22 protein-coding genes and 1 pseudogene are annotated in these 23961 nt (G+C 61.8%); 3 read left to right on the forward strand and 20 right to left on the reverse strand.

Features of this window, described 5'->3' with window-relative positions; translation table 11 throughout:
* Nucleotides 1-79 precede the first annotated feature (79 nt).
* The 9 genes from KJQ96_RS17520 to KJQ96_RS17560 form a co-directional block, all read right to left on the reverse strand.
* The gene (locus KJQ96_RS17520; RefSeq protein ID WP_213287914.1) at nucleotides 80-1822 is read right to left on the reverse strand and encodes an ABC transporter substrate-binding protein; all 1743 of its coding nucleotides are present in this window, start codon (nucleotides 1820-1822) and stop codon (nucleotides 80-82) included.
* A gap of 128 nt (nucleotides 1823-1950) precedes the next feature.
* Nucleotides 1951-2277: a DUF2160 domain-containing protein gene (locus tag KJQ96_RS17525; RefSeq protein ID WP_213287829.1), complete on the reverse strand. Its 327-nt coding sequence runs from the start codon at nucleotides 2275-2277 to the stop codon at nucleotides 1951-1953.
* A gap of 5 nt (nucleotides 2278-2282) precedes the next feature.
* Nucleotides 2283-3089, reverse strand: a complete 807-nt coding sequence (locus KJQ96_RS17530; RefSeq protein ID WP_057844139.1) for a carbohydrate ABC transporter permease — start codon at nucleotides 3087-3089, stop codon at nucleotides 2283-2285.
* On the reverse strand, nucleotides 3089-3991 hold the full coding sequence (locus tag KJQ96_RS17535; protein WP_213287830.1) for a carbohydrate ABC transporter permease: 903 nt from the start codon (nucleotides 3989-3991) through the stop codon (nucleotides 3089-3091). The genes KJQ96_RS17530 and KJQ96_RS17535 overlap by 1 nt, the downstream gene beginning before the upstream one ends.
* Entirely contained in the window at nucleotides 3991-5076 is a 1086-nt protein-coding gene (locus KJQ96_RS17540) for an ABC transporter ATP-binding protein (RefSeq protein ID WP_213287831.1), read from the reverse strand. The genes KJQ96_RS17535 and KJQ96_RS17540 overlap by 1 nt, the downstream gene beginning before the upstream one ends.
* A gap of 12 nt (nucleotides 5077-5088) precedes the next feature.
* Nucleotides 5089-6228, reverse strand: coding sequence for an ABC transporter ATP-binding protein (locus KJQ96_RS17545; protein ID WP_213287832.1), 1140 nt, complete (start codon nucleotides 6226-6228; stop codon nucleotides 5089-5091).
* Nucleotides 6225-7769 (reverse strand): glycerol-3-phosphate dehydrogenase, encoded by a 1545-nt coding sequence (gene glpD / locus KJQ96_RS17550; protein WP_213287833.1) that lies wholly within the window; start codon nucleotides 7767-7769, stop codon nucleotides 6225-6227. The genes KJQ96_RS17545 and glpD overlap by 4 nt, the downstream gene beginning before the upstream one ends.
* A 183-nt stretch (nucleotides 7770-7952) precedes the next feature.
* Entirely contained in the window at nucleotides 7953-8336 is a 384-nt protein-coding gene (locus KJQ96_RS17555; protein ID WP_213287834.1) for a RidA family protein, read from the reverse strand.
* A gap of 293 nt (nucleotides 8337-8629) precedes the next feature.
* On the reverse strand, nucleotides 8630-9460 hold the full coding sequence (locus tag KJQ96_RS17560) for a DeoR/GlpR family DNA-binding transcription regulator (RefSeq protein WP_213287835.1): 831 nt from the start codon (nucleotides 9458-9460) through the stop codon (nucleotides 8630-8632).
* 236 nt (nucleotides 9461-9696) lie between these two features.
* On the opposite strand from KJQ96_RS17560, the gene KJQ96_RS17565 reads away from it, so the two are divergent.
* Complete coding sequence (locus KJQ96_RS17565) at nucleotides 9697-10152, forward strand: nuclear transport factor 2 family protein (protein WP_213287836.1); 456 nt, start codon at nucleotides 9697-9699, stop codon at nucleotides 10150-10152.
* Between the two features lie 25 nt (nucleotides 10153-10177).
* Here the strand turns inward: KJQ96_RS17565 and KJQ96_RS17570 are convergent, their stop codons facing one another.
* Nucleotides 10178-10366, reverse strand: coding sequence for a hypothetical protein (locus KJQ96_RS17570; RefSeq protein ID WP_213287837.1), 189 nt, complete (start codon nucleotides 10364-10366; stop codon nucleotides 10178-10180).
* Nucleotides 10367-10510: 144 nt separating this feature from the next.
* Here KJQ96_RS17570 and KJQ96_RS17575 point away from each other — a divergent pair.
* Nucleotides 10511-10810: pseudogene (locus KJQ96_RS17575) on the forward strand (glycine zipper domain-containing protein); the annotation flags it as partial.
* Nucleotides 10811-10948: 138 nt separating this feature from the next.
* Here KJQ96_RS17575 and KJQ96_RS17580 read toward each other — a convergent pair.
* From KJQ96_RS17580 to KJQ96_RS17605, 6 genes are all read right to left on the reverse strand, one after another.
* The gene (locus tag KJQ96_RS17580; RefSeq protein ID WP_141686447.1) at nucleotides 10949-11299 is read right to left on the reverse strand and encodes an acyl-CoA thioesterase; all 351 of its coding nucleotides are present in this window, start codon (nucleotides 11297-11299) and stop codon (nucleotides 10949-10951) included.
* A 74-nt stretch (nucleotides 11300-11373) separates the two neighbouring features.
* Nucleotides 11374-13470, reverse strand: coding sequence for a 3-hydroxyacyl-CoA dehydrogenase NAD-binding domain-containing protein (locus KJQ96_RS17585; RefSeq protein ID WP_213287838.1), 2097 nt, complete (start codon nucleotides 13468-13470; stop codon nucleotides 11374-11376).
* A 2-nt stretch (nucleotides 13471-13472) separates the two neighbouring features.
* Nucleotides 13473-14756, reverse strand: a complete 1284-nt coding sequence (locus KJQ96_RS17590; protein ID WP_213287839.1) for an acetyl-CoA C-acetyltransferase — start codon at nucleotides 14754-14756, stop codon at nucleotides 13473-13475.
* Nucleotides 14756-17023, reverse strand: coding sequence for an acyl-CoA dehydrogenase (locus KJQ96_RS17595; protein WP_213287840.1), 2268 nt, complete (start codon nucleotides 17021-17023; stop codon nucleotides 14756-14758). The genes KJQ96_RS17590 and KJQ96_RS17595 overlap by 1 nt, the downstream gene beginning before the upstream one ends.
* Before the next feature lie 252 nt (nucleotides 17024-17275).
* A complete protein-coding gene (locus KJQ96_RS17600; RefSeq protein ID WP_213287841.1) occupies nucleotides 17276-17542 on the reverse strand; it encodes a hypothetical protein in 267 nt (88 codons plus the stop codon).
* Between the two features lie 195 nt (nucleotides 17543-17737).
* Nucleotides 17738-18976: an SMP-30/gluconolactonase/LRE family protein gene (locus tag KJQ96_RS17605; protein WP_213287842.1), complete on the reverse strand. Its 1239-nt coding sequence runs from the start codon at nucleotides 18974-18976 to the stop codon at nucleotides 17738-17740.
* A 359-nt stretch (nucleotides 18977-19335) separates the two neighbouring features.
* Here KJQ96_RS17605 and KJQ96_RS17610 point away from each other — a divergent pair, with 359 nt between their 5' ends.
* Nucleotides 19336-20550 (forward strand): serine hydrolase, encoded by a 1215-nt coding sequence (locus KJQ96_RS17610; RefSeq protein WP_213287915.1) that lies wholly within the window; start codon nucleotides 19336-19338, stop codon nucleotides 20548-20550.
* Nucleotides 20551-20566: 16 nt separating this feature from the next.
* On the opposite strand, the gene KJQ96_RS17615 is transcribed toward KJQ96_RS17610, so the two are convergent.
* The 4 genes from KJQ96_RS17615 to KJQ96_RS17630 form a co-directional block, all read right to left on the reverse strand.
* Entirely contained in the window at nucleotides 20567-21343 is a 777-nt protein-coding gene (locus tag KJQ96_RS17615; RefSeq protein ID WP_213287843.1) for a potassium channel family protein, read from the reverse strand.
* Nucleotides 21344-21432: 89 nt separating this feature from the next.
* On the reverse strand, nucleotides 21433-22425 hold the full coding sequence (locus KJQ96_RS17620) for a L,D-transpeptidase family protein (protein WP_213287844.1): 993 nt from the start codon (nucleotides 22423-22425) through the stop codon (nucleotides 21433-21435).
* A gap of 108 nt (nucleotides 22426-22533) precedes the next feature.
* Nucleotides 22534-23166: a flavin reductase family protein gene (locus KJQ96_RS17625; RefSeq protein ID WP_249734151.1), complete on the reverse strand. Its 633-nt coding sequence runs from the start codon at nucleotides 23164-23166 to the stop codon at nucleotides 22534-22536.
* Nucleotides 23167-23347: 181 nt separating this feature from the next.
* Complete coding sequence (locus tag KJQ96_RS17630; protein WP_213287846.1) at nucleotides 23348-23956, reverse strand: TetR/AcrR family transcriptional regulator; 609 nt, start codon at nucleotides 23954-23956, stop codon at nucleotides 23348-23350.
* Nucleotides 23957-23961: the final 5 nt, after the last annotated feature.

Below are 23961 nucleotides of genomic sequence, written 5' to 3' on the forward strand. Positions count from 1 at the left end.
TTCGCGGGGAGAGGTGAGAAAAAAGACCGGGATCGCTCCCGGCCTTTCGCGTGTTTGCATCACTCGTAGTCTGCGAAGCTCACTTCGCCTCCGCCCGCTTCGGCGGAGTGGCCGGCCACGACTTGATCAGCGCGTCGTAGTCGACCGTCTCGCCCTTCGGCTTCTCGTTCGCCAGCTTGCGCTGCGGCGCGATGGTCTTGTCTTTCTCGGCCTTGGCGAACCAGAACTCGGCGGTCTCCTTCTTGTTCAGCTTCGGCCCGCACTCCTTCTGCACACCGGATTTCTCGAGACGCTCGAGCACCGAGTCCTGCGCTGCGGCCAGCGCATCCATCGCAGCTTGCGGCGTCTTCGCACCGGACGACGCATCGCCGATGTTCTGCCACCACAATTGCGCGAGCTTCGGATAGTCGGGCACGTTGTTGCCGGTCGGTGTCCACTGCACGCGCGCGGGCGAGCGGTAGAACTCGATCAGGCCGCCGAGCTTCGGCGCGCGCTCGGTGAACGACTTGTCCCAGATGTCGGATTCACGCACGAACGTGAGGCCGACATGGCTCTTCTTCAAGCTAACCGTTTTGGAGTTGATGAATTGCAGATAGAGCCAGGCCGCCTTGCGGCGATCGGGCGGGGTCGACTTCAGCAGCGTCGCGGAGCCGGCGTCCTGGTAGCCGAGCTTCATGCCCTCTTTCCAGTATGAGCCGTGCGGCGACGGTGCCATGCGCCACTTCGGCGTGCCGTCGGCGTTCACGACCGGGATACCGGGCTTCACCATGTCGGCGGTGAAGGCGGTGTACCAGAAGATCTGCTGGGCGATGTTGCCTTGCGCCGGCACTGGACCTGCTTCGGAGAAGGTCATGCCTTGCGCCTGGGGCGGAGCATACTTCTTCATCCAGTCTAGGTATTTGGTGATCGAATAGACCGCCGCCGGGCCGTTGGTGTCGCCGCCGCGCTCGACCGACGAGCCGACCGGACGGCAACCTTCCATGCGGATGCCCCATTCGTCGACCGGCAGGCCGTTCGGGATACCCTTGTCGCCGTTGCCGGCCATCGACAGCCAGGCGTCGGTGAAACGCCAGCCAAGCGATGGATCCTTCTTGCCATAGTCCATGTGGCCATAGACCTTGACGCCGTTGATCTCCTTGATGTCGTTGGTGAAGAACTCGGCGATGTCTTCATAGGCCGACCAGTTCACGGGAACGCCGAGCTCGTAGCCATACTTCGCCTTGAACTTGGCTTTGTATTCCGGATTGGAGAACCAGTCGTAACGGAACCAATAGAGGTTCGCAAACTGCTGGTCGGGCAACTGATAGAGCTTGCCGTCCGGGCCCGTGGTGAAGGATTTGCCGATGAAGTCGTTGACGTCGAGCTGCGGGTTGGTGACGTCCTTGCCCTCACCGGTCATGTAGTCCGACAGGATCACGGTCTGGCCGTAGCGGACGTGGGTGCCGATCAGGTCGCTATCATTGATCCAGCCGTCATAGACGTTCTTGCCGGACTGCATCTGGGTCTGCAGCTTCTCGACGACGTCGCCTTCCTGGATCAGGTCGTGCTTGACCTTGATCCCCGTGATCTCGGTGAAGGCTTTCGCCAGCGTGCGCGCTTCATATTCATGCGTCGTGATCGTTTCCGACACGACGTTGATTTCCATGCCCTTGAAGGGCTCGGCCGCCTTGGCGAACCATTGCAACTCCTTCATCTGGTCCGCCTTCGACAGCGTCGAGGGCTGGAACTCGCTGTCGATCCACCTTTGATTGACGGCGTCGTCCGCACGCGCAGGTGCGGCAATGGTCACGGATGCGGCAATCAGCGCAGCCGCGCTGGTCATCGTCAGAAAGCTCTCCTTGGTCAAGGGACCGTTTCTTCCTCTCAAGCGTCGCATGTTGGATCCTCCGTTGCAGCGACAAACACATATTCAGGCCCGGGTTGATCCCGGATCTGTCTTTTTCCGCCGTTTCAGACCGTGCGAAAGACCGCAACGGCCGAAACGAGCGAAATCAGGGTTGCGAGCCACAGGCTCGAAATCTCAACGCCCTCCCCGATCGGCAGCGTCAGAAGCGGATCGGTGCCGACAAAGGCGATCCACAACAGATGGATGACGGCGGCAAGCACTAGCGAAATGAACAGCCGGTCGCCGCGCGTGGTCGGAATTCGCAGGATGCCGACGCGCTCGGCTTCGGGATAGGCGATCCCAAGCCATGTCATCACGCCGAGCGTCAGCGCCAGCATCACGAAGAAGATCGCGGTCGGCAGCGTCCAGGCCATCCATGCGATGTTTTCCATGGCTGCTACACCCTGCCCAGCGCAAAACCGCGAGCGATGTAGTTGCGGACGAACCAGATAACCAAGGCACCGGGGATGATGGTGAGCACGCCGGCCGCCGCCAGTAGCCCCCAATCCATGCCCGCGGCTGAGACCGTGCGGGTCATGATCGCGGAAATCGGCTTGGCGTTGACCGAGGTCAAGGTACGCGCCAGCAGCAATTCGACCCAGGAGAACATGAAGCAGAAGAACGCGGCGACGCCGATGCCGCTCGCGATCAGCGGCACCAGGATCTTGACGAAGAAGCGCGGGAATGAATAGCCGTCGAGGAATGCGGTCTCGTCGATCTCGCGCGGCACGCCCGAGACGAAGCCTTCGAGAATCCAGACCGCCAGCGGCACATTGAAGATGCAGTGCGCCAGCGCGACCGCCCATGGCGTATCGAACAGATTGATCGCCGAGTAGAGATTGAAGAACGGCAGCGCGAACACCGCGGCCGGCGCCATGCGGTTCGACAACAGCCAGAAGAACAGATGCTTGTCGCCGAGGAAGCGGTAGCGCGAGAAGCCGTAGGCGGCCGGCAGCGCCACGGCGATCGAGATCACGGTGTTGATCAACACATAGGTCAGCGAGTTGATGTAGCCGGAATACCAGCTCTCGTCGGTGAAGATGCGCTTGTAGTTTTCCAGCGTCGGCTGGTGCGGCCAAAGCGTCATCGTGGTGACGATCTCGGCATTGGTCTTGAAGCTCATGTTGACGAGCCAGTAGATCGGCAACAGCAAGAAAATCAAAAACAGCGAGATGATGAGGCGGCGGCCGGGAATCGAGTGCATCACGCGGCTCCCTTCTTCTCAGGACGCTCGGTCCCGACATTGGTCATGACCGTGTAGAATACCCAGCACACGATCAGGATGATCAAATTGTAGACGAGCGAGAGAGCGGCAGCCTTGCCGAGGTCGAATTGCCCGAGGGCGATCTTGACCAGTTCGATCGAAACGAAGGTGGTCGAGTTGCCCGGACCGCCACCGGTCACCACGAACGGTTCGGTGTAGATCATAAAACTGTCCATGAAGCGCAGCAGCACGGCGATCAGCAGCACGCGGTTCATCTTCGGCAATTGGATCGCCTTGAACACCGCCCAGCGCGAGGCGCCGTCGATCTGAGCCGCCTGGTAATACGCATCCGGGATCGACTTCAGCCCGGCATAGCACAGTAGCGCGACGAGGCTGGTCCAGTGCCACACGTCCATCACGATGACGGTCGCCCAGGCATCGAACTCGTTGGAGACGTAATTATAGTCGAACCCGAGGCTGTTGAGCGTATAGCCGAGCAGGCCGATATCGGGCCGGCCAAAGATCTGCCAGATCGTGCCGACCACGTTCCACGGAATCAGCAGCGGCAAAGCGAGGATCACAAGACATACGGCGACGGTCCAGCCCTCGCGCGGCATCGACAGCGCCACAACGATGCCGAGCGGCACCTCGATTGCAAGTATGATGGCCGAGAACAACAGATTGCGGCCGAGCGAGGCCAGGAAGCGTCCGCCGAGATCGGTCGAGGGATCGAGCAGCTCCTTGAACCAGCCGACGCCGTTCCAGAAGAACTGGTTGTTGCCGAACGTGTCCTGCATCGAATAGTTCACCACCGTCATCAGCGGCAGAATCGCGGAGAACGCGACCACCGCGAATACCGGCAGCACCAGGAACCAGGCTTTTTGGTTGACGATCTTGTCCATCAGGCAACCCCCTCGACCAGACGGCTGTCGGCATAGACGTGAACATGCGCGGGATCGAACACCAGCCCGACCATATTGTCAGGCACGGAGAATCCGGGCGGCACGCGCGCGGCAAACTTGGCGTCGCCGATACGAACGCGGGCGAAGCGGGCACGACCAAGATCGTCGATCCGTTCGATCGCAGCCGATAACAGGCCCGACGCGGGAGCGGCGATATTGACGAATTCCGGGCGCACGCCGATCTCGATTTTCGCACCCGCCGGCAGCACGCCGTAATTGCGGTGCAGGCCGATGATGTGGCCGTCGATCCGGGCCTCATGCCCGCTCACGACAGCCGGCACGATGTTCATGCCGGGCGAGCCGATGAAGTAACCCACGAACGTATGCGCGGGCTTGTCAAACAGTTCGGCCGGTGTGCCGCTCTGCACGACGCGGCCGTCATGCATGACCACCACCGTATCGGCAAAAGTCAGCGCCTCGGTCTGGTCATGGGTGACGTAGATCATCGTGAGATCGAGTTCGCGATGCAGCGCCTTCAGCTTCGAGCGCAACTGCCACTTCAATTCAGGGTCGATCACCGTCAGCGGCTCGTCGAATAATACGGCGGCAACGTCGGAACGGACGAGGCCGCGGCCGAGTGAAATCTTCTGCTTGGCGTCCGCGGTCAGGCGCGTCGCCTTGCGGTCGAGATAGAACGTCAGATCGAGGAGATCGGCGATCTGCCTCACCCGCGCCTCGACCTCGGCCTTCGGCACGCCGCGGTTCTGCAGTGGGAATGCGAGGTTCTGCCCGACCGTCATCGTGTCGTAGATCACCGGAAACTGGAACACCTGCGCGATGTTGCGCTTCTGGGTTGACAGCGGCGTGATATCGGCGCCGTCGAACAGGATTTTTCCGCGCGACGGCGTGACGATGCCGGAGATCAGATTGAGCAGCGTGGTCTTGCCGCAGCCGGAGGGGCCGAGCAGCGCGTAGGCCCCGCCCTGCCGCCAGGTCATGGTCACCGGCTTCAACGCAAAGGATTCGGGCGCAGCGTCATTGCCGCCGTAGGAATGCGCGAGATCGACGAGGTCAATGCGTGCCATATCGCATCTCCCTCACATGCTCTTGGCTTTTGATGCGTTTTCTCCAAGCGAAACGTTACGCATTTCGCTTGAAAACGCGATGGCGGGCGCTGCGACCAGGCGATCGGCGGCGTCGAACACGAAGACATTGTCGGGATCGAGCACGGCATCGAGCGTCTGGCCGGGCTCATATTCATGCACGCCCGGCAGCACCGCAACCCAGTTGGAAGCGTCGCGGTTGAGATGCACGAAACTTTCCGAGCCGGTGATCTCAGTCACGGTGACAGTAGCGTGAAACGCGTGGCGGCCGGCGACGCCGTTCGCCACTTCGAGTTGGTGGGCCCGGAAGCCGACGCGATAGGGGCCGTCGGAAAGCTGCGCATAGAGCCCGATGGCCGGCGCCTGGATGCCGCCGGCATATGCGACCTGCCCGTTCTTCTTCTCGATACCGACGATGTTGAGCGGCGGATCTGAAAATACCTGTGCGACCCGCAGCGTATCGGGACGGCGATAGACTTGCGATGTATTGCCGGCCTGAAGCACCTGGCCTTCCCACATGCACACCGTGTTGCCGCCGAGCAGCAGCGCCTCCGAGGGTTCGGTGGTGGCATAGACGAAGATCGCGCCCGACGCCTCGAAGATGCGCGGCAGTTCGGTGCGCAGCTCTTCACGGAGCTTGTAATCGAGATTGGCGAGAGGCTCATCGAGCAGCACGAGGTCGGCGCCCTTGACCAGCGCACGTGCGATCGCGGTGCGCTGCTGTTGGCCACCGGAAAGCTGCAGCGGCGTACGCTTCAGATAGGGCTCGAGCCGCAAGAGTTTCGCGGCCTCCTGCACGCGGTGGTCGATCTCCTCGCGCGGCCGGCCCTGAACCCGCAAGGGCGAGGCGATGTTCTCGTACACCGTCAGCGAGGGATAATTGATGAACTGCTGATAGACCATTGCGACCGAGCGCTGCCGCACATCGGCGCCGGTGACGTCGTTGCCGTCGACCAGCACGCGACCGGTTGACGGCTTGTCGAGACCGGCGAGCAGCCGCATGATCGAGGTCTTGCCCGACAATGTCGGCCCGAGCAGCACGCTCAGCGTGCCGCGCTCCAGCGTCAGCGAGACGTCGCGAATGGTCGCCATGCCATCCACGGTTCGCGTGACGTGTTCGAGCGTGACGCTCATGTCCGCCCTCCCGCTCCGCGCAACGCACGTTCACCGGAGGCGCTGCTGGACTTGATCCATTCGTCGAGCACGGCGATTTCATCGGCCGACAGTCGTAAGCCGAGTTTGGACCTTCGCCACACCACGTCTTCGGCGCTGCAAGCCCACTCGGTCGAAATCAGGTACCGGACCTCGCTTTCGGTCAAGGTAGCGCCAAACGCCTGGCCTAGATCGGCCAATGATTTCGCATTGCCGAGCAATTTTGTCGCGCGCGTGCCATAGGCATGCGCGAGCCGGCCAGCATGCGCCGAGGTCAGGAACGGATACTTCCGCATCAGTTCTGCCGTCAGCGCGGCGACCGCCGAAACATCCATGTTGCCGCCAGGCAGTGGCGCCTTGCCTGTCCAGCCCTCTTTCGCTTTGTCGCTGCTCAAATATGGTGAAAGCCGTTCCAGTGCTTCCTCGGCGAGCCGCCGATAGGTCGTGATCTTACCACCATAGATCGACAGCAGCGGCGCACCACCAGGCGTATCGAGTTCGAACACGTAATCGCGAGTCGCGGCCTTGGCCTCGCTGGCACCGTCATCATAGAGCGGGCGGACGCCGGAATAGGTCCAGACCACATCCGCGGGCAGTATCGTCTTCTTCAGGTACTCGCTGGCGGAGGCGCAGAGATATTGAATCTCCTCAGGGCTGGCTTTCACCTTGGCGGGGTCGCCTTCATAGTCGCGATCAGTGGTGCCGATCAGCGTAAAGTCGTCCTGGTAGGGGATGACAAAGATGATGCGGCCGTCGGCATTCTGAAACATGTAGGCGCGGTCGTGCTCATATAGCTTGCGCACCACGATGTGTGAGCCCTGTACCAGCCGCACCTTTGCCCGCGCGTTGACGCCTGAGCCCGACGACAGCACCTGCTCCACCCACGGACCGCCAGCATTGACCAGCGCGCGCGCCTGGATGGTGGTGCGCTCGCCGCTGATCGTGTTCTCGACGGTGACCTGCCAGATGCCATCGACCTGCCGGATCTCGATCGCGCGCGAGCGGGTGTGAATTTCGGCGCCGCGATCGGCTGCGTCGCGTGCGGTGAGTACGACAAGGCGCGCGTCATCGACGAAGCAATCGGAATATTCGAAACCGCGCTTGTAACGGTTGGCGATCAAGGGTTTGCCCACCTCGTCATGGACCAGATCGACCGAGCGCGTCGGCGGCAGGAGATGACGGCCGCCGATGTGGTCATACAGGAACAACCCTAACCTGAGCAGCCAGGCCGGCCGCAAGCCAGCGTGGTGCGGCAAAACGAAACGCAAAGGACGGATGATGTGAGGCGCGATCTGCCACAGGACTTCGCGCTCGATCAGCGCCTCGCGGACCAGCCGGAACTCGTAATATTCGAGATAGCGCAGCCCGCCATGCACCAACTTGGTCGACCAGGACGACGTTCCGCTCGCCAAGTCGTTCATTTCACACAGGAAAACGGAATTGCCCCGGCCCGCAGCATCGCGCGCGATGCCGCAGCCATTGATGCCGCCTCCGATAATGGCGAGGTCGAATATCCGATCCAACGAAACGCTTCCCCGGCGATCGCCTCTTCACTTCGGCGACTTTGCTTTCGAATGGGAGTTAATCACAAAGAAAAACGAAAGCAAGGCGAAAGCGGGGAACCGGGTCTCCTACTTGAGGGGTAAGCTCAGGTTTGGCCGCACGGGTCCGTACCACCGGCTCAGTGCGGCGCATTGGTCTCGGTATCAGCCCGCGGCCACGGCCTCGATTTCGAGAAGCCACGCCTCGTCGAAAATGCCAGCGATAACCACTGTCAGCGCTGTTTCCCGTCCACCCAGGACTTCGTTTCGCACGGAGCGATTGACAAGGGCGTAGCGCCGGTCGGCAAGGTAGGTCCTGTGCATGACCAGATTGTCGAGGGTCATGCCGGCTGCCTTGAGCTGAGCCTCGACATTTCGCCAAGCAAGCCTGCACTGCGCTTCAAAGCCCTCAGGCACAGTGCCGTCGATGCCGAGTGGAATCTGGCCACTTACAAAAAGCAGACGGGTGTGACCGCTGACCTCTAGCGCCTGGCTGTAGCCAGTCGTCGGCACGGTGACTGTTTCGGCATTGATGCGTCGGATGTGCATCAGGTTTCTCCTGTCCTCGAAACGTCACCTCGTGCACCGCTGCACTCGTCGCGCACAAACCATTTTTCCTGGACAGTTGAGTCAGATTTTCTAATCTGCGCGCGCCTAACGCCTATGGGTGGAATCCTGGTGAGCTACAGACTGCCTCCGCTCAACGGGCCTTCGAGGCTGCCGGCCGTCATCTCAGCTTCAACTGGCTGCGCAGGCCTCCCTTGTCGTTTGGCCTGGCCTCGCCAAGTGTCGGGAGTTCCTGAAAACGAGATCACTGCTCGGCTCGCTCGGATAATCGCGCGCTACTTCAGCCGCACCACGGTCGAAGCCGGCTCGCCGCCGGAATCATCGATATCCGCCGCCGGCTTCTCCATCGCCTGGACCACCTCGATACCGCGGTGGCTGCAGATGCTGGCAAGACCCGCCGGCAACGGCGCGTCAGTCACAAAGGTCTGGATCTGGCTGAGATGGGCGATGCGCACCGGCGCGCTGCGGCGGAGTTTTGTGGAATCCGCGACCAGCATGACGCTGCGGGCGTTGGCGATGATCGCTTGCGCGGCCTGCACCTCGCGATAGTCGAAGTCCAAGAGCGCACCCTCCTCGTCGATCGCGGAGGCCCCGATGATGGCGTAGTCGACCTTGAACTGGCCGATCAGGCTGATCGCGGTCGAGCCGATCACCGCCCCGTCGGCACGGCGCACCGCGCCGCCCGCCACGATCACCTCGATGCGCGGATGCCGGTACAAAAGCATCGCGACGTTGAGGTTGTTGGTGATGACTAGCAGGTCCTCATGCGAGGTCAGCGCGCTCGCGACTTCTTCCGTCGTGGTGCCGATGTTGATGAACAGCGAGCAGCCGTTCGGAATCCGCGATGCAGCGGCCACGCCGATCGCCCGCTTTTCCTCTGCCGCCACGAAGCGCCGCGCCTCATAGGCGAGGTTCTCCACGCCGGAGGCGATAATGGCGCCGCCATGGATGCGCGTCAGCGAGCGCTGGTCGCAAAGGTCGTTGAGGTCTTTTCGGATGGTCTGCGCCGAGACCTCAAACCGCTTGGCGAGATCTTCCACCATCACCCGGCCAAAGGCGCGGGCAATGTTGAGGATTTCAGTCTGACGGTGGGACAATCCGGCCATGGCAGCACCCCTGAAGAACAGACTTGGGCACAAAGATGCCGTTATGGTGCGGCTGATTAGGAGCGCGGTCAACGAGGGAGATCGGCCGCAAAGGCGTTTGGCAGGGCGAAACAACGAATCCTGGTTAAGGCGACCGCCGCCCGAAGCCGTGCGAGCCGCACATGCGCCCGGCCGCTCGACAAAGCAATTTGTGGCTGCAACACTGTGATCACAACCAGAAAAGAATGGAGGAAACCATGAAGATCGATCGCCGTCAGCTCGCCTTGCCCGTACTAGCACTTGGGCTTGGGGTTGCGCTCATGAGCGCGGTCCCCGCTTTCGCCGGCGCAGACGAGGATGCCATCGCGAAGAACGTCGAAGCCTTCCGTGCAGCGCAGGCGGCCGGCAATGCCGAGGGGATCGCCCCGCTCTGCGCGGAAGAACTCAGCTACAGCCACTCCAGCGGAGCTGTCGACGACAAGGCGGCACTGCTGACGGGCGTCAAGAATGCGAAATACAAATGGACCTCGCTTGAATACAAGAACCCCACCATCCGTATCGTCGGCCCGGCGGCTATCGTGCGCTTCAACTTCGTCGGCGAGCAGGAGTTCACCGACGGCAAGAAGACGCCGCAGAACCTGCACGTCCTGATGAACTGGCAGAAACAGGGTTCGGACTGGAAGCTGCTGTCGCGGTCGGCCACCAAGCTCTGACCGCCGGAAGACCGGCCGCTGGCGGTTACGCCGCCAGCGTCATCCCGCTGACGAGACGGTGAGCCGCCCGCTCGGCCTCGCGCGCGTTGCGAAATATCTGTCCTTCCAACTGGTTGAAACGGGGCGAGGCGGCGAAGAACTGATAGCCGCCGGGAGCGCGCACGATAATCCCTGCCGGCTGCGAGCCGACTTCAATAATGTAGGTGTCCGACATGGCCCAGCCTCAGATTTATTGCGGGCCTACAACCGGTTGCAAGGCCAATTGTTCCTGCTTCCGCCGTTGCGCCGCAAGGCCAACCTATGCCAAAGCTGGTCGCGGAACACGCTGGCGAATCGTTCAAATGGCTGGAGAACTGACATGATGCCGAAATTCGCGCTCTCGATGTTGGTCGCCCTTGCGGCTTGCGCACCGCTCCAAGAGGCGGCGGCGCAGGAAAGCACGCTGGGCGGCGCGCTGTTCGGCGGCGCGGCGGGCGCCATTGTCGGCGGCGCGCTCGGCGGCGGCCGCGGTGCGGCGGTTGGCGCCATCGTCGGGGCGACGACGGGTGCTGCGATCGGCGCCCAGGGCGAGCCGCGGCCCGGCGGCTATCGCTGGTATCAGGGCGGTTGCTACATGGAACAGCCTGACGGCTGGGTCGCAGTTTCGCCGCGTTACTGCGGCGTCCAGGCGCAATACGCCCCGCCACCGCCCCGGTATTACGACGACACCCCGCGCTGCATGCGCTCGCAGACCTATGATCCGCGCCGTGGCACCTTCATCGGCCGTGACGGCTACGAGCGTCCCTGCCCGTAAGGTTTAGGTCTTGATCACGCCGTCCGGACTGACCGGCTGCGGACGGCCGTTGTCGTCGATCGAGACGTAGGTGAAGTTGCCGTCGGTCACCAGGATCTGTTGCAACTCCTTGCGACGCACGACCCAGGCTTCGAGATGCACCGTGATCGAGGTGCGCCCGACCCGCACCAGATTGGCGTAGACTGAAACGAGGTCGCCGACATAGACGGCCTTGCGGAAATTCATCGCCTCGATCGCGACCGTCACCGTGCGCGATTTCGCGATCTTGGAAGCGAACACGCCGCCGCCGATATCCATCTGGCTCAAGAGCCAGCCGCCGAAGATGTCGCCATTAGCGTTGGTGTCGGCTGGCATCGCCAGCGTGCGAATGCAGAGATCACCGCGGGTCTCGGTCTCAGTCGAAACCGGCGCGTGCAGACGTGGTTCATTCACTTGAAATTCTCCCAACCGGCATCCGGCGCAAATCTTCCGCCGAATTTTTCCGTAAGCGCCCGCAGCGTCGAGACCACATTCTCAATCCCTCGGGTTCGCGCATAGTTCAGGGGACCGCCGCGGAACGGCGCGTAGCCGGTGCCGAAGATAACGGCGCCGTCGACCACGTCGGCATCGTCGACGATGCCTTCGCGCAAGCAGGCGACACAGACATTCGACATCGGCAGGATCAGCCTGTCGGTCATTTCCGCAGAAGGTTCCGATGTCGCGGGCAGGCCGGATGAGGTATCGGCCTTGCCGCCCTTCCAGGTGTAAAAGCCCTTGCCCGCCTTACGGCCGAGTTCGCCTTTGGCAACCTTCTCACGCAACCAGGCCGGCGTCGGTGGCAACTGATCACCGAATTTCGAGCGCAGCATGTCGCCGACGTCGAGACAGATGTCGAGGCCGACCTGGTCGGCGAGTTCGATCGGCCCCATCGGCATGCCGAACTTTTTCGCGGCGGCGTCGATCACTGTCTTGTCGATCTTCTCGTCCAGCATCAGCATCGCTTCCAGCATGTAGGGCGTCAGCGCGCGGTTGACGAGGAAGCCGGGCGACGACTTTACGGGCAGCGGCAACCGGTCGATGGCGCCGACGAACGCCAGCGCCTCCTTCAGGAGCTGCGCATCCGTGCCATCATGGCTGACGACTTCGACGAGCTGCAGCCGCGAGACGGGATTAAAGAAGTGTAGCCCCAGCAGCCGCTCGGGCTTTTGCAGCGTGGTGCGCAGGTCCTGCAGCGGAATGCTCGACGTGTTGGTGGCAAGAATCGCGCCGGGCTTCATCTTCGGTTCGAGGTCGGCATAGACGTTCTGCTTCAGCTCCAGCTTTTCCGGCACCGCCTCGATGATGAGATCGGCGTTGCGGACGCCTTCGGCCTGCATGTCCGGCATCAGCCGGTCCAGCGCATCGCGCACGGCAGTCCGCTTGCGCAGGATCTTGCCGTAGAGATCGGCCGCGCGCTTGATCGCGCCTGCGATCGGCTCCGGCTTCATGTCGGCGAGCGTCACCCGCAAATCCTGGCCGGCGCACCATGCGGCGATGTCGCCACCCATGGCGCCGGCGCCGATGACGTGAACATGCTCGATCCTGTTGCCGGATCCCGCGAGCTTCTTCATCTGCTCGCGCAGGAAGAACACGCGGATCAGGTTCTGCGCGGTCGGCGTCACCATCAGTCTGGCGAAAGACGCTTTCTCCGCATTCAGCATCGCGCGCCGGTCGCCGCCGTGCCTTTCCCAGAGATCGATCAGCGCATAAGGCGCGGGATAATGCTCCTCCCGCGCCGCCTTGCCGGCCTCGCGGCGCATGCGCGAGGCGAGGAAGCCCCGGGCGAAGCCGAGGCTGAGCAGATTATTCAGCAGCCCGGGCTTCGCGCGCTTTAAGCGGCCGGACACCGCGTCCTTCACGGCATTCAAGACATGCCGCTCCTGCGTCACGGCATCGACCAGCCCGAGCGATTTTGCGCGGCGGGCATCGATGGTCTTGCCGGTCAGCATCAGCGGCATCGCCTGCATCGGATTGACGAGCTGGGTGAAGCGCACGGTGCCGCCGAGACCGGGGTGCAGGCCGAGCATCACCTCGGGGAAGCCAAACCGCGCGTCCTCGATCGCGATCCGCATCTGACAGGCCAGCGCCACTTCGAGGCCGCCGCCGAGGCAGAAACCGTGGATCACGGCCACGCTCGGAAGGCGCAGGGCTTCAAGCCGATCGATCACCGCATGGGCGCGGCCGATCTCGGCCTCGACTGCCGCCGCATCGGTGGCGCCGCGAAAGGCATTGACGTCCGCGCCGGCGATGAAGCCGGATTTTTTGCCGGAGCGGATGACGAGACCGGTGGGCCGCGCGGTTTCCAGTTCGGACAGGATCTTGCTGAGCTCCTCGATTAGATCGGCGGACAGCGTGTTGGCGCTGGTGCCTTCGCGATCGAACAATAGCCAGGCGACGCCGTCGCCATCGCGAGTCAGCCTGAAATTCTTGTACGGCCCCTCAGCGCCAGGCTTCGGCCCAAGTTCGAGCACGCGATCGCCGAGAACGTTCATGATCTGGCTATCCATGCTCACACCGTCTCTATCAACATCGCGCCGCCCTGCCCGCCGCCGATACATTCGGTGGCGATGCCGCGCCTGGTGCCCAATCGCTTCATGGCGTTTACCAAATGCAGCACAATGCGGTTGCCGCTGCAGCCCACGGGATGGCCGAGGCTGATGGCGCCGCCATCGACGTTCAACTTTGCCTGATCGATCTCGCCCGCCGCGCCGTCGAGGCCGAGAATCTCCTTGCAGAATTTTTCGTCGTTCCAGGCGGCGAGGCAACCCAGCACCTGCGTCGCAAACGCCTCGTTCAATTCCCAGCTCTCGATATCCGAAAGCGTTAGCTTGTTGCGCTTGAGAAGCTCCGTCGCCGACAGCACCGGCCCCAGGCCCATGATGCCGGGATCGAGCGCCGACCACTGGCTGTCGAGGATGACCGCCTTCGGCATCAGGCCGTGCTTGGCGACGGCCTCTTCGGAAGCCAGGATCACCCAGGACGCGCCATCCGTGATCTGCGAGGAATTGCCGGCGGTGACCTTACCCCAGGGACGCTCGAACACCGGCTTCAGCTTTGCCAAGCTCTCCGGTGTCGAGTCCGGCCGCACGCCATCGTCGTGATCGTAGAACTTTCCGTCGCGCGCGAATGCGGTCTCTACTTCATCTTTGAGCCAGCCCTGCGATTGCGCCTTTGCGAGTCGCTTGTGACTTTCGGCAGCATAGGCATCTGACTGCGCGCGGGTGATGCCGAAGAGATGGCCGACCACCTCGGCGGTCTGACCCATATTGAGTTCGGTGATGGGATCGGTCAGGCCGCGCTCAAGCCCGATGATCGGCTTGAAATAGCCGGGCTTCACTTTCAGCGCCGCGATGATTTTCGCGCCGACGCCTTTTGCCCCTGCAAGCCCTGCGAACCAGCGCACGCCCTGTTGCGGCCAGACGAGCGGGGCATGGCTCAGCGCTTCGGCGCCGCCTGCCAGGATCAGGTCGGAGACGCCCTCGCGGATGTAACGATAGCCCGTGTCGATCGACTGCATGCCGGAGCCGCAATTGATCTGCACGGTGAAGGCGACCATCTTCTCGCCCATGCCGAGCCGGAGCGCGGCGACACGGGCCGGATTCATCTCGTCGGCGATGACGTTGACGCAGCCGAGGATGACCTGATCAAAGGCGGTCGGTGCGAATGGCTGCCGCGCCAGAAGCGGCCGACCGCATTGCACGGCGAGATCGACCGGCGTGAAGGGCCCGGGGCCGGAGCGCGCTTTCAAGAACGGCGTCCGGCTGCCGTCGACGATAAAGACCGGTCGCGCCATCAGCTTGCAGCCCTCTGTTCACCCAGTTCCTGGAAGAACTGATGCACGTCGGCCCCCTTGCTGTAAATCGGCGACAACGCCTCGGGCGCGAAATCGTCGACCTCGATCACCTTGGCAACGGCTTCATGTGCAGCCTGCAGCTTCTCGCCCTGGGCCTGAGTGATAACACCCTTGTTCACCGCCTCTTTCCAGTCATGCAGCCGCGCGGCGCGCATCTGCTTAGCGACGTCGTCCGCAGCCGCCACCAGCCGGAACGCCTTCTCCAGCCGGGCGATGCCGCCATCATCATCGACGGCTGACAGATCGGAGGTGAGCCGGTCGCGCGCCGCCGATGGCTCCAGCACGAGCTGCGCGCATTGATGCACGATGCGGTCGGACGGGCCGAGCACGCGCGCACCGAACGGCTGGATCAGGAATTTCAGGATCACCGCGACAAACCGGTTCGGCAGGTTGGCGAGGATTTCGGCAAAGCGGTTCTCGATGGTCTTGAAGCCGCTCGCCATGCACCATTCCAGCGCAGCGAAATCTTCCTTCTGCCGTCCCTCGTCCTGCCAGCGTTTCAGCGCGGCGGACAGCAGATACAGTTCGGACAGAATGTCGCCGAACCGGGCCGAAAGCATTTCCTTGCGTTTGAGCGCGCCGCCAAGCGTCAACAGCGCCATGTCGGCGCACAGCGCGAAGCCTGCGGAGTAGCGCGAGAGCTGGCGGTAGAACCGCGTCGCCTCGCCGGCATCGGGCGCTGGCGCAAACAGGCCGAAGGTCCAACTTCGGCCCCAGGCACGGAACATGGACTTGAAGCTGTGGCCGATATGACTCCAGAATGCCTTGTCGAAGGCTTCCAAGCCCTTGGGCCGGTCGGCTTCACCCAGAGCATTCATTTCGTCGAGCAGGAATGGATGAGCGCGGATCGCACCTTGCCCGAACACGATGAGATTTCGTGTGAGGATATTGGCGCCTTCAACGGTGATGCCGACCGGCACCGCGCGATAGAGGCTGCCCATGTAGTTCTGTGGTCCGTCGATCACGGCCTTGCCGCCATGGATATCCATGGCGTCGTCGATCACGATCCGCATCCGCTCGGTGGCGTGCAGCTTCATGATGCCGGAGATGACGGCGGGATGATGCCCCTGGTTGAGCGCGGCGCAGGTCAGCCGCCGCGCGGCATCGAGCAGATAGGCGGTGCCGGCGATGCGCGCGAGCGGCTCCTCGATGCCTTCGAATTTGCCGATGGAGATGCCGAACTGCTCGCGGATGCGGGCATAGGCGCCGGTGGTGCGTGCCGCATACGCCGCCCCCGCGGCCGACAGCGACGGCAGCGAGATGCCGCGGCCAGCAGCCAATGCCGTCATCAGCATCTTCCAGCCTTGCCCGAGCCGCTCCTGCCCGCCGATGATGTAGTCCATCGGAATGAACACGTCGCGACCCCAGTTCGGACCGTTCTGGAACATCTGCATTGCCGGCAGATGGCGGCGTCCGATCTCGACGCCGGGCAGATGGGTCGGGATCAGGGCGACCGTAATGCCGAGTTCTTCCTGCTGGCCCACGAGATGATCGGGATCATAGGCCTTGAAGGCGAGACCGAGCAGCGTCGCGACGGGACCGAGCGTGATGTAGCGCTTGTGCCAGTTCAGGCGCAGGCCGATGACTTCCCGGCCCTCGAAATTGCCCTTGCAGATGATCCCTGTGTCGACCATCGAGGCCGCGTCCGAGCCGGCTTCAGGGCTGGTCAGGCCGAAGCAAGGAATGTCGGCGCCTTCGGCGAGCCGCGGCAGCCATCTGTCCTGCTGCTCCTTGGTACCGAAGCGCATCAACAACTCGCCGGGTCCGAGCGAATTCGGCACCATCACGGTGACGGCAGCGGTCAGCGAGCGCGACGAAAGCTTTCGTACCACTTCCGAATGCGCATAAGGCGAGAAGCCAAGCCCGCCAAACTCCTTTGGAATGATCATGCCGAAGAATTTGTAGCGCTTGATGAAGGACCATACCTCGGGCGGTAGATCACGCCATTCCCAATTAATCTTCCACTCGTCGAGCATGGCGCAAAGCTCGTCGACGGGGCCGTTGAGAAAGGCCTTTTCTTCTTCAGTCAGCGTCGCCGGCGCGACAGCCAGCAATTTCGACCAGTCCGGATTGCCGGTGAAGAGATCGGCGTCCCACCAGACATCGCCCGCCTCCAGCGCCTCTCGCTCGGTATCGGACATCGCGGGCATAGCGCCGCGCGCGAAAGCGAAGATCGGTTTGCTAATGAAATCGCGGCGGAAGCTCATGGCGATCTCCTCATGATCGGGGCGCGACGTCTCGCCTCACCTATACCAAACATGGGTTCATCCTAGCTGAAAAGCACGGGTTTCGGAGACACTTCGCATCTGGAAATGAAGCGAAACTGAACTTGGAGATAACGGCAGAGGCCCGGACCTGTTCCAAAATGCCTGCATTATCCGGCGTTTAGAGACCGGCAACGTTGCCGGATGGATGCCGCTCGGGAGTGCCCACCGGTCTCAACCGCGGGCACGCCGGTGTTATGACTCACGCTTGTTGCGGCGTCGCTCATTGGGGACGAACACGGCAAATACTTCCCTGACGCGAACGGCAGGCGTGACATCGCGGGTAAAGCGAAGCTCCGTGGTCGCTTGGGTTTCTGCAACGCGAGGCGCGTAAAGCGCGCTCCCGTACATCGATCCATCGAAGCGCAAATTGCTTTCGTCGTCGGTGAGGTAAGCGTTCGAAACAAACAAGAATACGAGCAGTGTCGATCCTACGACAGTAAAATATTTGAATATGGGCATTGGTGGACGAGCCTCCCTTCGTGCGAGGAAGGGTGGACCGTTCGCAATAAACGCTCAGTTTAAGCGTGCCCAACTTTTGCCGGAGCGGTTGGTTGACGGTTGCCAATTTGCAGCAAATTTTAATGAATCGTCCACTCGTCATTCCGGGCTCGCGAAGCGAGAGCCCAGAATAACGTCGTGAGCAAGGCTAGCCAGTCAGCCCGGTCCGGCACCCTGCGTTGCCGTGTACACGGCGTAGAGCGACTGGCTCGCGGCCATGAACAGGCGATTGCGCTTGGGGCCGCCGAAGCAGATGTTGCCGCACACTTCGGGCAAACGGATGCGGCCGATCAGCTTGCCCTCCGGGGACCATACCGTCACGCCGCTGTAGCCGACGGCACGGCCGGCATTGCTGGAGCACCAGACATTGCCGTTGACGTCGCAGCGCACGCCGTCCGGTCCGCACTTCACGCCGTCGACCATGAAATCGCTGAACCGCTTGTGGTTGGTCAGCTTGTTATCGGTGCCGACGTCGAACACGAACATGTCGCCCTTGCCGCCCGGGCCAGTGTCGCCCGGCCCCTTGCCGGTAGAGGCGACATACAGCTTCTTGTAGTCGGGCGAAAAGCAGAGGCCGTTGGGATCGGGTACCTGTTCCTCGGTCACGACGAGGTCGACACGGGCGGACGGATCGATGCGATAGCAGTTGGTCGGCAGTTCGCGCTTGCCCGGCACGAAGCCTGCCGGCTGACCGATCCGCGGATTGAGCTTGCCGGCGGGATTGCTCGGCCCACCCGCGACGTCAGGCTCACCCTCATAGAGCATGCCGCCATAGGGCGGATCGGTGAACCAGTAGCTGCCGTCCGGATGTGCGACGACATCGTTCGGCGAGTTCAGCTTCTTGCCGTTATAGGAGTCAGCCAGCACGGTCGCGGTGCCGTCGTGCTCATAGCGCACGACGCGCCGGGTGAGGTGCTCGCAGGAAAGCTGTCGTCCCTGGAAATCGAACGAGTTGCCGTTACTGTTGTTGGACGGCGTACGGAAGACGCTGACATGACCGTCATCCTCCGACCATCGCATCTGCCTGTTATTGGGAATGTCGCTCCACAGGAGATAACGTCCCTGCGCACTCCAGGCGGGGCCTTCGGCCCACAACAGGCCGGTGTAGAGGCGCTTGATCGCCGTATTGGGCTGGGCGAGATTATTGAAGGATGGATCGACGGCGATAATGTCGGGGTCCCAGAAATAGGTGGTGGGGGCACCGCGCGGACTGAAATCGCGCGGCGGGCTGGTGACTGTTGACGGAGGCGCCACAGGACCGGTCTGGGCCAATGCGCTGCCGGCTCCCGCGATGGTAGCACCAGCGCATACCGCCAACCCCTGGACAAGCGTTCGTCGTGAAATCGCGACTTCTGGATCATGCCGTCGTGAATCGCGCCGCTCCTGGCGTATCATCGCATCCTCCCAATCTTTTCGCCGGCCGTTGATCCGGCCTGGCAACTTTAGGTTAGTCCGGTCCGTGCCCGGTTGCGAGAGCTGCTTTTGATTTCAGCCCCGGTTCAAGCTTGCAGCCGAAAATGGCATCAACTCGTCCAATGCATGTCTGTCATCGCGCTTGGGGGCAATTGCCCACGTGGCGACAAGGTGCGCAACATGCTAGTCATTCGGCAACTGGTCGAATTATCCGGCAAGTCAGTCGGTCCGCGGGGCAAATCAAAATGAAGAGGCCGACCCGGCAGATATTGCATTGCACCGCTGTATCTCGCGGCAAACGACTTTTTGCTGCGGTCCTGTTATTGGCGATCTCGACTGACATGGCTGCGGCCAACGAGGCGGCCAAAGTCCCCGCGCCGTCTCCGAGCAAGCTCGAACGCATCACCGAATTTTTCAACAATGAGGTTGCAACGGGGCGGCTGCCGGGTGCCGTCGTATTGATTCAGCAACACGGCAAACCGGTCTATCTGAAATGTTTCGGCGTTCAGGATGTCGAGACCAAGGCTCCGATGACATCAGATACGATCTTTGCGCTTCATTCGATGACGAAGCCAATCACCAGCGTCGCGGCGATGATGCTGATCGACGCTGGCAAGCTCTCGCCCGCCGATCCCGCATCCAAATTCATTCCGGGATTTGCTGACGCGAAGGTACTTGTCGGTTCTGACACTCTTGACGGCAAGAACGTTTTAACGCTTGTCCCGGCGGATCGGCCGGTGACCATTATGGATCTACTCCGCCATACGTCGGGCATCACGTACGATTACATCGGCGGCAAGCTGATCATGAAGGCCTATTCGGAATCAGGCCTTTTCGATGGGCATTATACCAACAAGGTGTTTGCCGATCGCATCGCCAGATTGCCCCTGGCACGACAACCCGGCACGCTTTGGCGTTACGGACATTCAACCGACGTCCTCGGACGGATCATCGAGATCGTATCCGGGCAGACACTCTATCAGTTTGAAAAGCAGCACATCTTCGATCCGCTCGGCATGACCAGCACGAAATTCGTGCTGGAAAGTGCCGACGAACGCGCGCGGATGGCGGAGCCGCTGCCAAGCGATACCGTCCTGAAACGTGCGGAGACTGAACGCCGTGCCCATCCGGAATGGGAATCCGGCGGCGGCGGGTTGGTCTCGACACTGAACGACTATGCCCGTTTTGCCCAGATGATCCTCAACGGCGGGCAACTCGATGGCAAACGCTACCTTAGCCCAGCCGCATTCAAGTCGATGACGTTAGACCATATCGGGCCCGGCTCCGGCGTCGCGCGGGATTATTACTACTTTCCCGGAGATGGCTTTGGCTACGGCTATGGATTTGCCGTGCGCACCGATCCGGGAAATGCCAAACCGCCGCCGCCAGGTTCGATCGGCGAACTCAAATGGGATAGCGGCAGCGGCACTTATTTCGGTGTCGACCCGAAGCTGGACATGATCTACATCCTGCTGGAGCAGACCCAGAACGAACGCGGACGCATCACACCCGCGTTCAAGAAGCTGGTTTACGACGCGTTTGCCACGGGCGAATGATCCGGTGGCAGCCGCGCTACGTCAAACCTTCGTCGGGAATATTCAACACCGTACCGCAGGCTTTGCAGTGAACCGCATCGCTGTCATGGCGCTGTAATCCGCAGGTGGGACAAGCAAACCGCACCTTGTTGGGCGAGAGCAGCGCGCGGGCAAGATTGAAAAACAGGGTGACGCCGAAAATCATGATGGCTACCGAGATCATGCGGCCGACAGTCCCGGGCAGGGTGATGTCGCCAAAGCCGGTCGTCGTCAGCGCGGTGACGGTGAAATAGAGAGCGTCCGCATAATTCAATATCTGAGGATTACGGAATTTTTGGGTCTCATAGACGATCGCAGTCATCACGAAGATGAAGACCGCCAGATTGGTCACCGCGAAGATGACTTCCTCGTTGCGCCGGAAGAATGAGCTGTCCTGGCGCAGCCGCACCAGCATCTGGTAGTCGCGCAGCAGCCGCAGCGTTCGCAGGATCCGCAGAAAACCACCGGCCTCTCCGGCCAGCGGCGCCAGGAACGAAATGATCGCGACGACATCCGTCCATGTCGAGAAGCGTGTGAACTCCAGCATTCGATGCCGGCTGACGAGCAGCCGCGCGGAAAAATCCGCCAGGATCACGATGCCGAACAGGACATCAAGTATTTCAGTGATATCGTTGGAGGGGAAAAACGATGTCGCGACGATGAACAGGACGGTTACGATATCGAACGTTAGTAGTGCGTAGCGAAAACGGACGCCTTCCGGCGTTGCACCCTCGTAGAGCTGTCGGACATTGTTCTGGAGCGGGGCAAATGACATGGCGCATATTCACCGCTCGCATGCGTCATTGCAAATGATGTTGGTGGCGACCATGAAAAATTGCGTGCCAGCCCTCCTGCCACCAGACGTCACTTCCTGTTGGCCACCTCGCGCTCGATGAACGCGACCTCGGTGCCCTTCTTCAGGAGCCTTGCCAACTTGTCGGCGTCCCAATTGGTGAGACGCACGCAGCCGTGAGATTCCGCCTTGCTTACCTTCGACGGATTGGCCGTGCCGTGAATGCCGTAGCCTTCCGCGGAAAGTCCGATCCACTGCGTTCCGACGGGGTTGTTCGGCCCGGGCTTGATTGTGAAGGCGCGCCTGGATCGGACTTCTTTGAACTTATAATCCGGGTTGTATCGGTAGTACGGGCGAGCATCTATCGAGATCACCTTGAGCACGCCGCTCGGGGTCGGCTTTTCCTCGCTTCCGACGGTCGCGGGAAAGAAGGCGATCAGGTCGGAGTTCGCGAACGCCCTGACGGTCTGGGAGCTCTTGTCGACCTCGACACGGGTTGCAATTGGCTTCGTCTCTTGCGCGATCACATTGATCACCGAGATCGTCTGGTCGGCCTCGTCGAATTTCTTGCCGGGGTTGAGGGCCGCGAGCAGCGCCTCGCTCATGTGGAATTTTTCGGCGATGGCCTCGCGCGGGCTGGTGTAATTGAGCGCCTTCAGCCCTTTCATTTTTTCCATCCTGGCGGGCAGCTTCTTGAGGAACGGCCCCTTCACGTCTGCCGCTGCGATCTTGTAGTCGACGGCGATGGCATCCGCGCTGGTCGCGATCAAAGCGCTCCAGATCTCCGGCGTCAGCGGCTGCTTGTTGACCATCAGGCCTTTGGCTTCGGCGAACGCCCGCAAGGCTTTCTGGGCGTTCTCGCCGAGCTTGCCGTCGATCTCGCCCGGCGAGAAATTAGCACGGTCGAGCAGCACCTGGGCCTTGACGACAATGGGATCGATCTTGTCGTTGGCCGGCGGCTTGCCTCTGAACTCCGCGTTGTTGATGGCTGCCGCATCGGGACCTGCGAGGGCCGGGTGGACAAGACAGGCGAGCACGGTCAGCCCGGCAAACAAGCGGATCATCGGCAATCTCCGAAATACAGACGATAAGCATTTCGGCGCGTCGGAGTTCCGTGTTGCCGTGGGGCGCGCGTGCGGGCGACTCGTTGGCTCTATCCGAACTACATTCGCTCAATCCGGCCGGATCATCTCAAACATATTTTCCGGCTTGATCTCGAAATAGTCGCCACGGCGGCCGGCGCGGACGATGGGATGGGCGAGGCCGGTCTGATAGACGCCATCCTTGATGAAGGCCTTGTCGATGTGGACGGCGACGACTTCGCCGAGCGTCAGCCAGGCCTGAGCCTTTTCGCCGTCCTTACCCTGCAACTGGATGATCTGCGTCAGCTTGCATTCGAAGGCAACGGGGCTTTCCGCCACCCGGGGCACGTTGACGAGCTTGCAGGACGCGGCCGTAAGGCCTGCGAGCTTGAACTCGTCGACATCAGCGGCAACGTGGGCCGCCGTCGCGTTCATCTGCTTCGCCAGATCTATCGTGGCGAGATTCCAGACGAACTCGCCGGTCTCCTGGATATTGCCCGCGCTGTCTTTCCAGTTGGTGGAGGAAAAGCCGATAATCGGCGGGTGATAGCAGAAAGCGTTGAAGAAGCTGTAAGGCGCCAGATTGACGTTGCCCTTGCCATCGCGCGAGGAAATCCACCCGATCGGGCGCGGCGCGATGATGGCGTTAAAGGGGTCGTGCTTGAGGCCGTGGCCGTTCTTCGGCTCGTAGAAATGCAGGTCTTTTCGGCTCTTGGCGTCCATTCCACCTCGTCCTTCTTCGTCATTGCCTGCGACAAACGCGACGCGTTTGCGCAAGGGAGCACTTGCGACGAAGCAATCCATGTCACGGCACGCGGCGCGATGGATTGCTTCCGCCTTCGCTAAGGCTACGGCGGACAAGTCGCTTCGCTCGCAATGACGGCGGAGTCAAGTGGCGAAGAGCTCAATTCGCCTTGGCGCGCGGCGAGAGGCCGGCAATGACGAAATCTATCATTTCGTCGATCGTCGGGCCGGGCTTGGTGGCGCATTGCGCGATCATCTGCGGGTGGAAGAACCGCATCATCGCGGTGCAGGCGCAAAGCGAGGCGAGCTGCAAATCGGCAACCTCGAACTCGCCGGAGGCGGCGCCCTGCCCGATCACCTGGCCGATGGTCCGGGCAATCATCTCCATATGAGCGACGCAGACGCCCCAGTCCTCCTGCATCGCGATCTCGACCATCTCATGCAGCTTGGAATCGCCGACATAGCGCTCGGTGTTCATGCGATTGATGGTCTTCATCATGTCGCGGAGACGGACTGCCGCGGGTCCGGGCATCGACGCGATCCGTTGCGCCTCGACCTCGACCTCGCCCATCAGGGTCCGCGCCACGCCCTCGTGAATCGCCTTCTTCGAATCGAAGAAGCGATAGACGTTGGCGGGGCTCATCCGCAATTCCTTGGCGATGTCGGCGACCGTCGTCTTCTGGTAGCCCATCTGCCTGAACAGACGCTCCGCCACCACGAGGATCTTTTCGCGGGTGTCAGTCTCGATGTGGTCCGAAATCAGCGTCATGTCAG

The organism is Bradyrhizobium sp. sGM-13 (genome assembly GCF_018398875.1).
Lineage (GTDB): Bacteria > Pseudomonadota > Alphaproteobacteria > Rhizobiales > Xanthobacteraceae > Bradyrhizobium.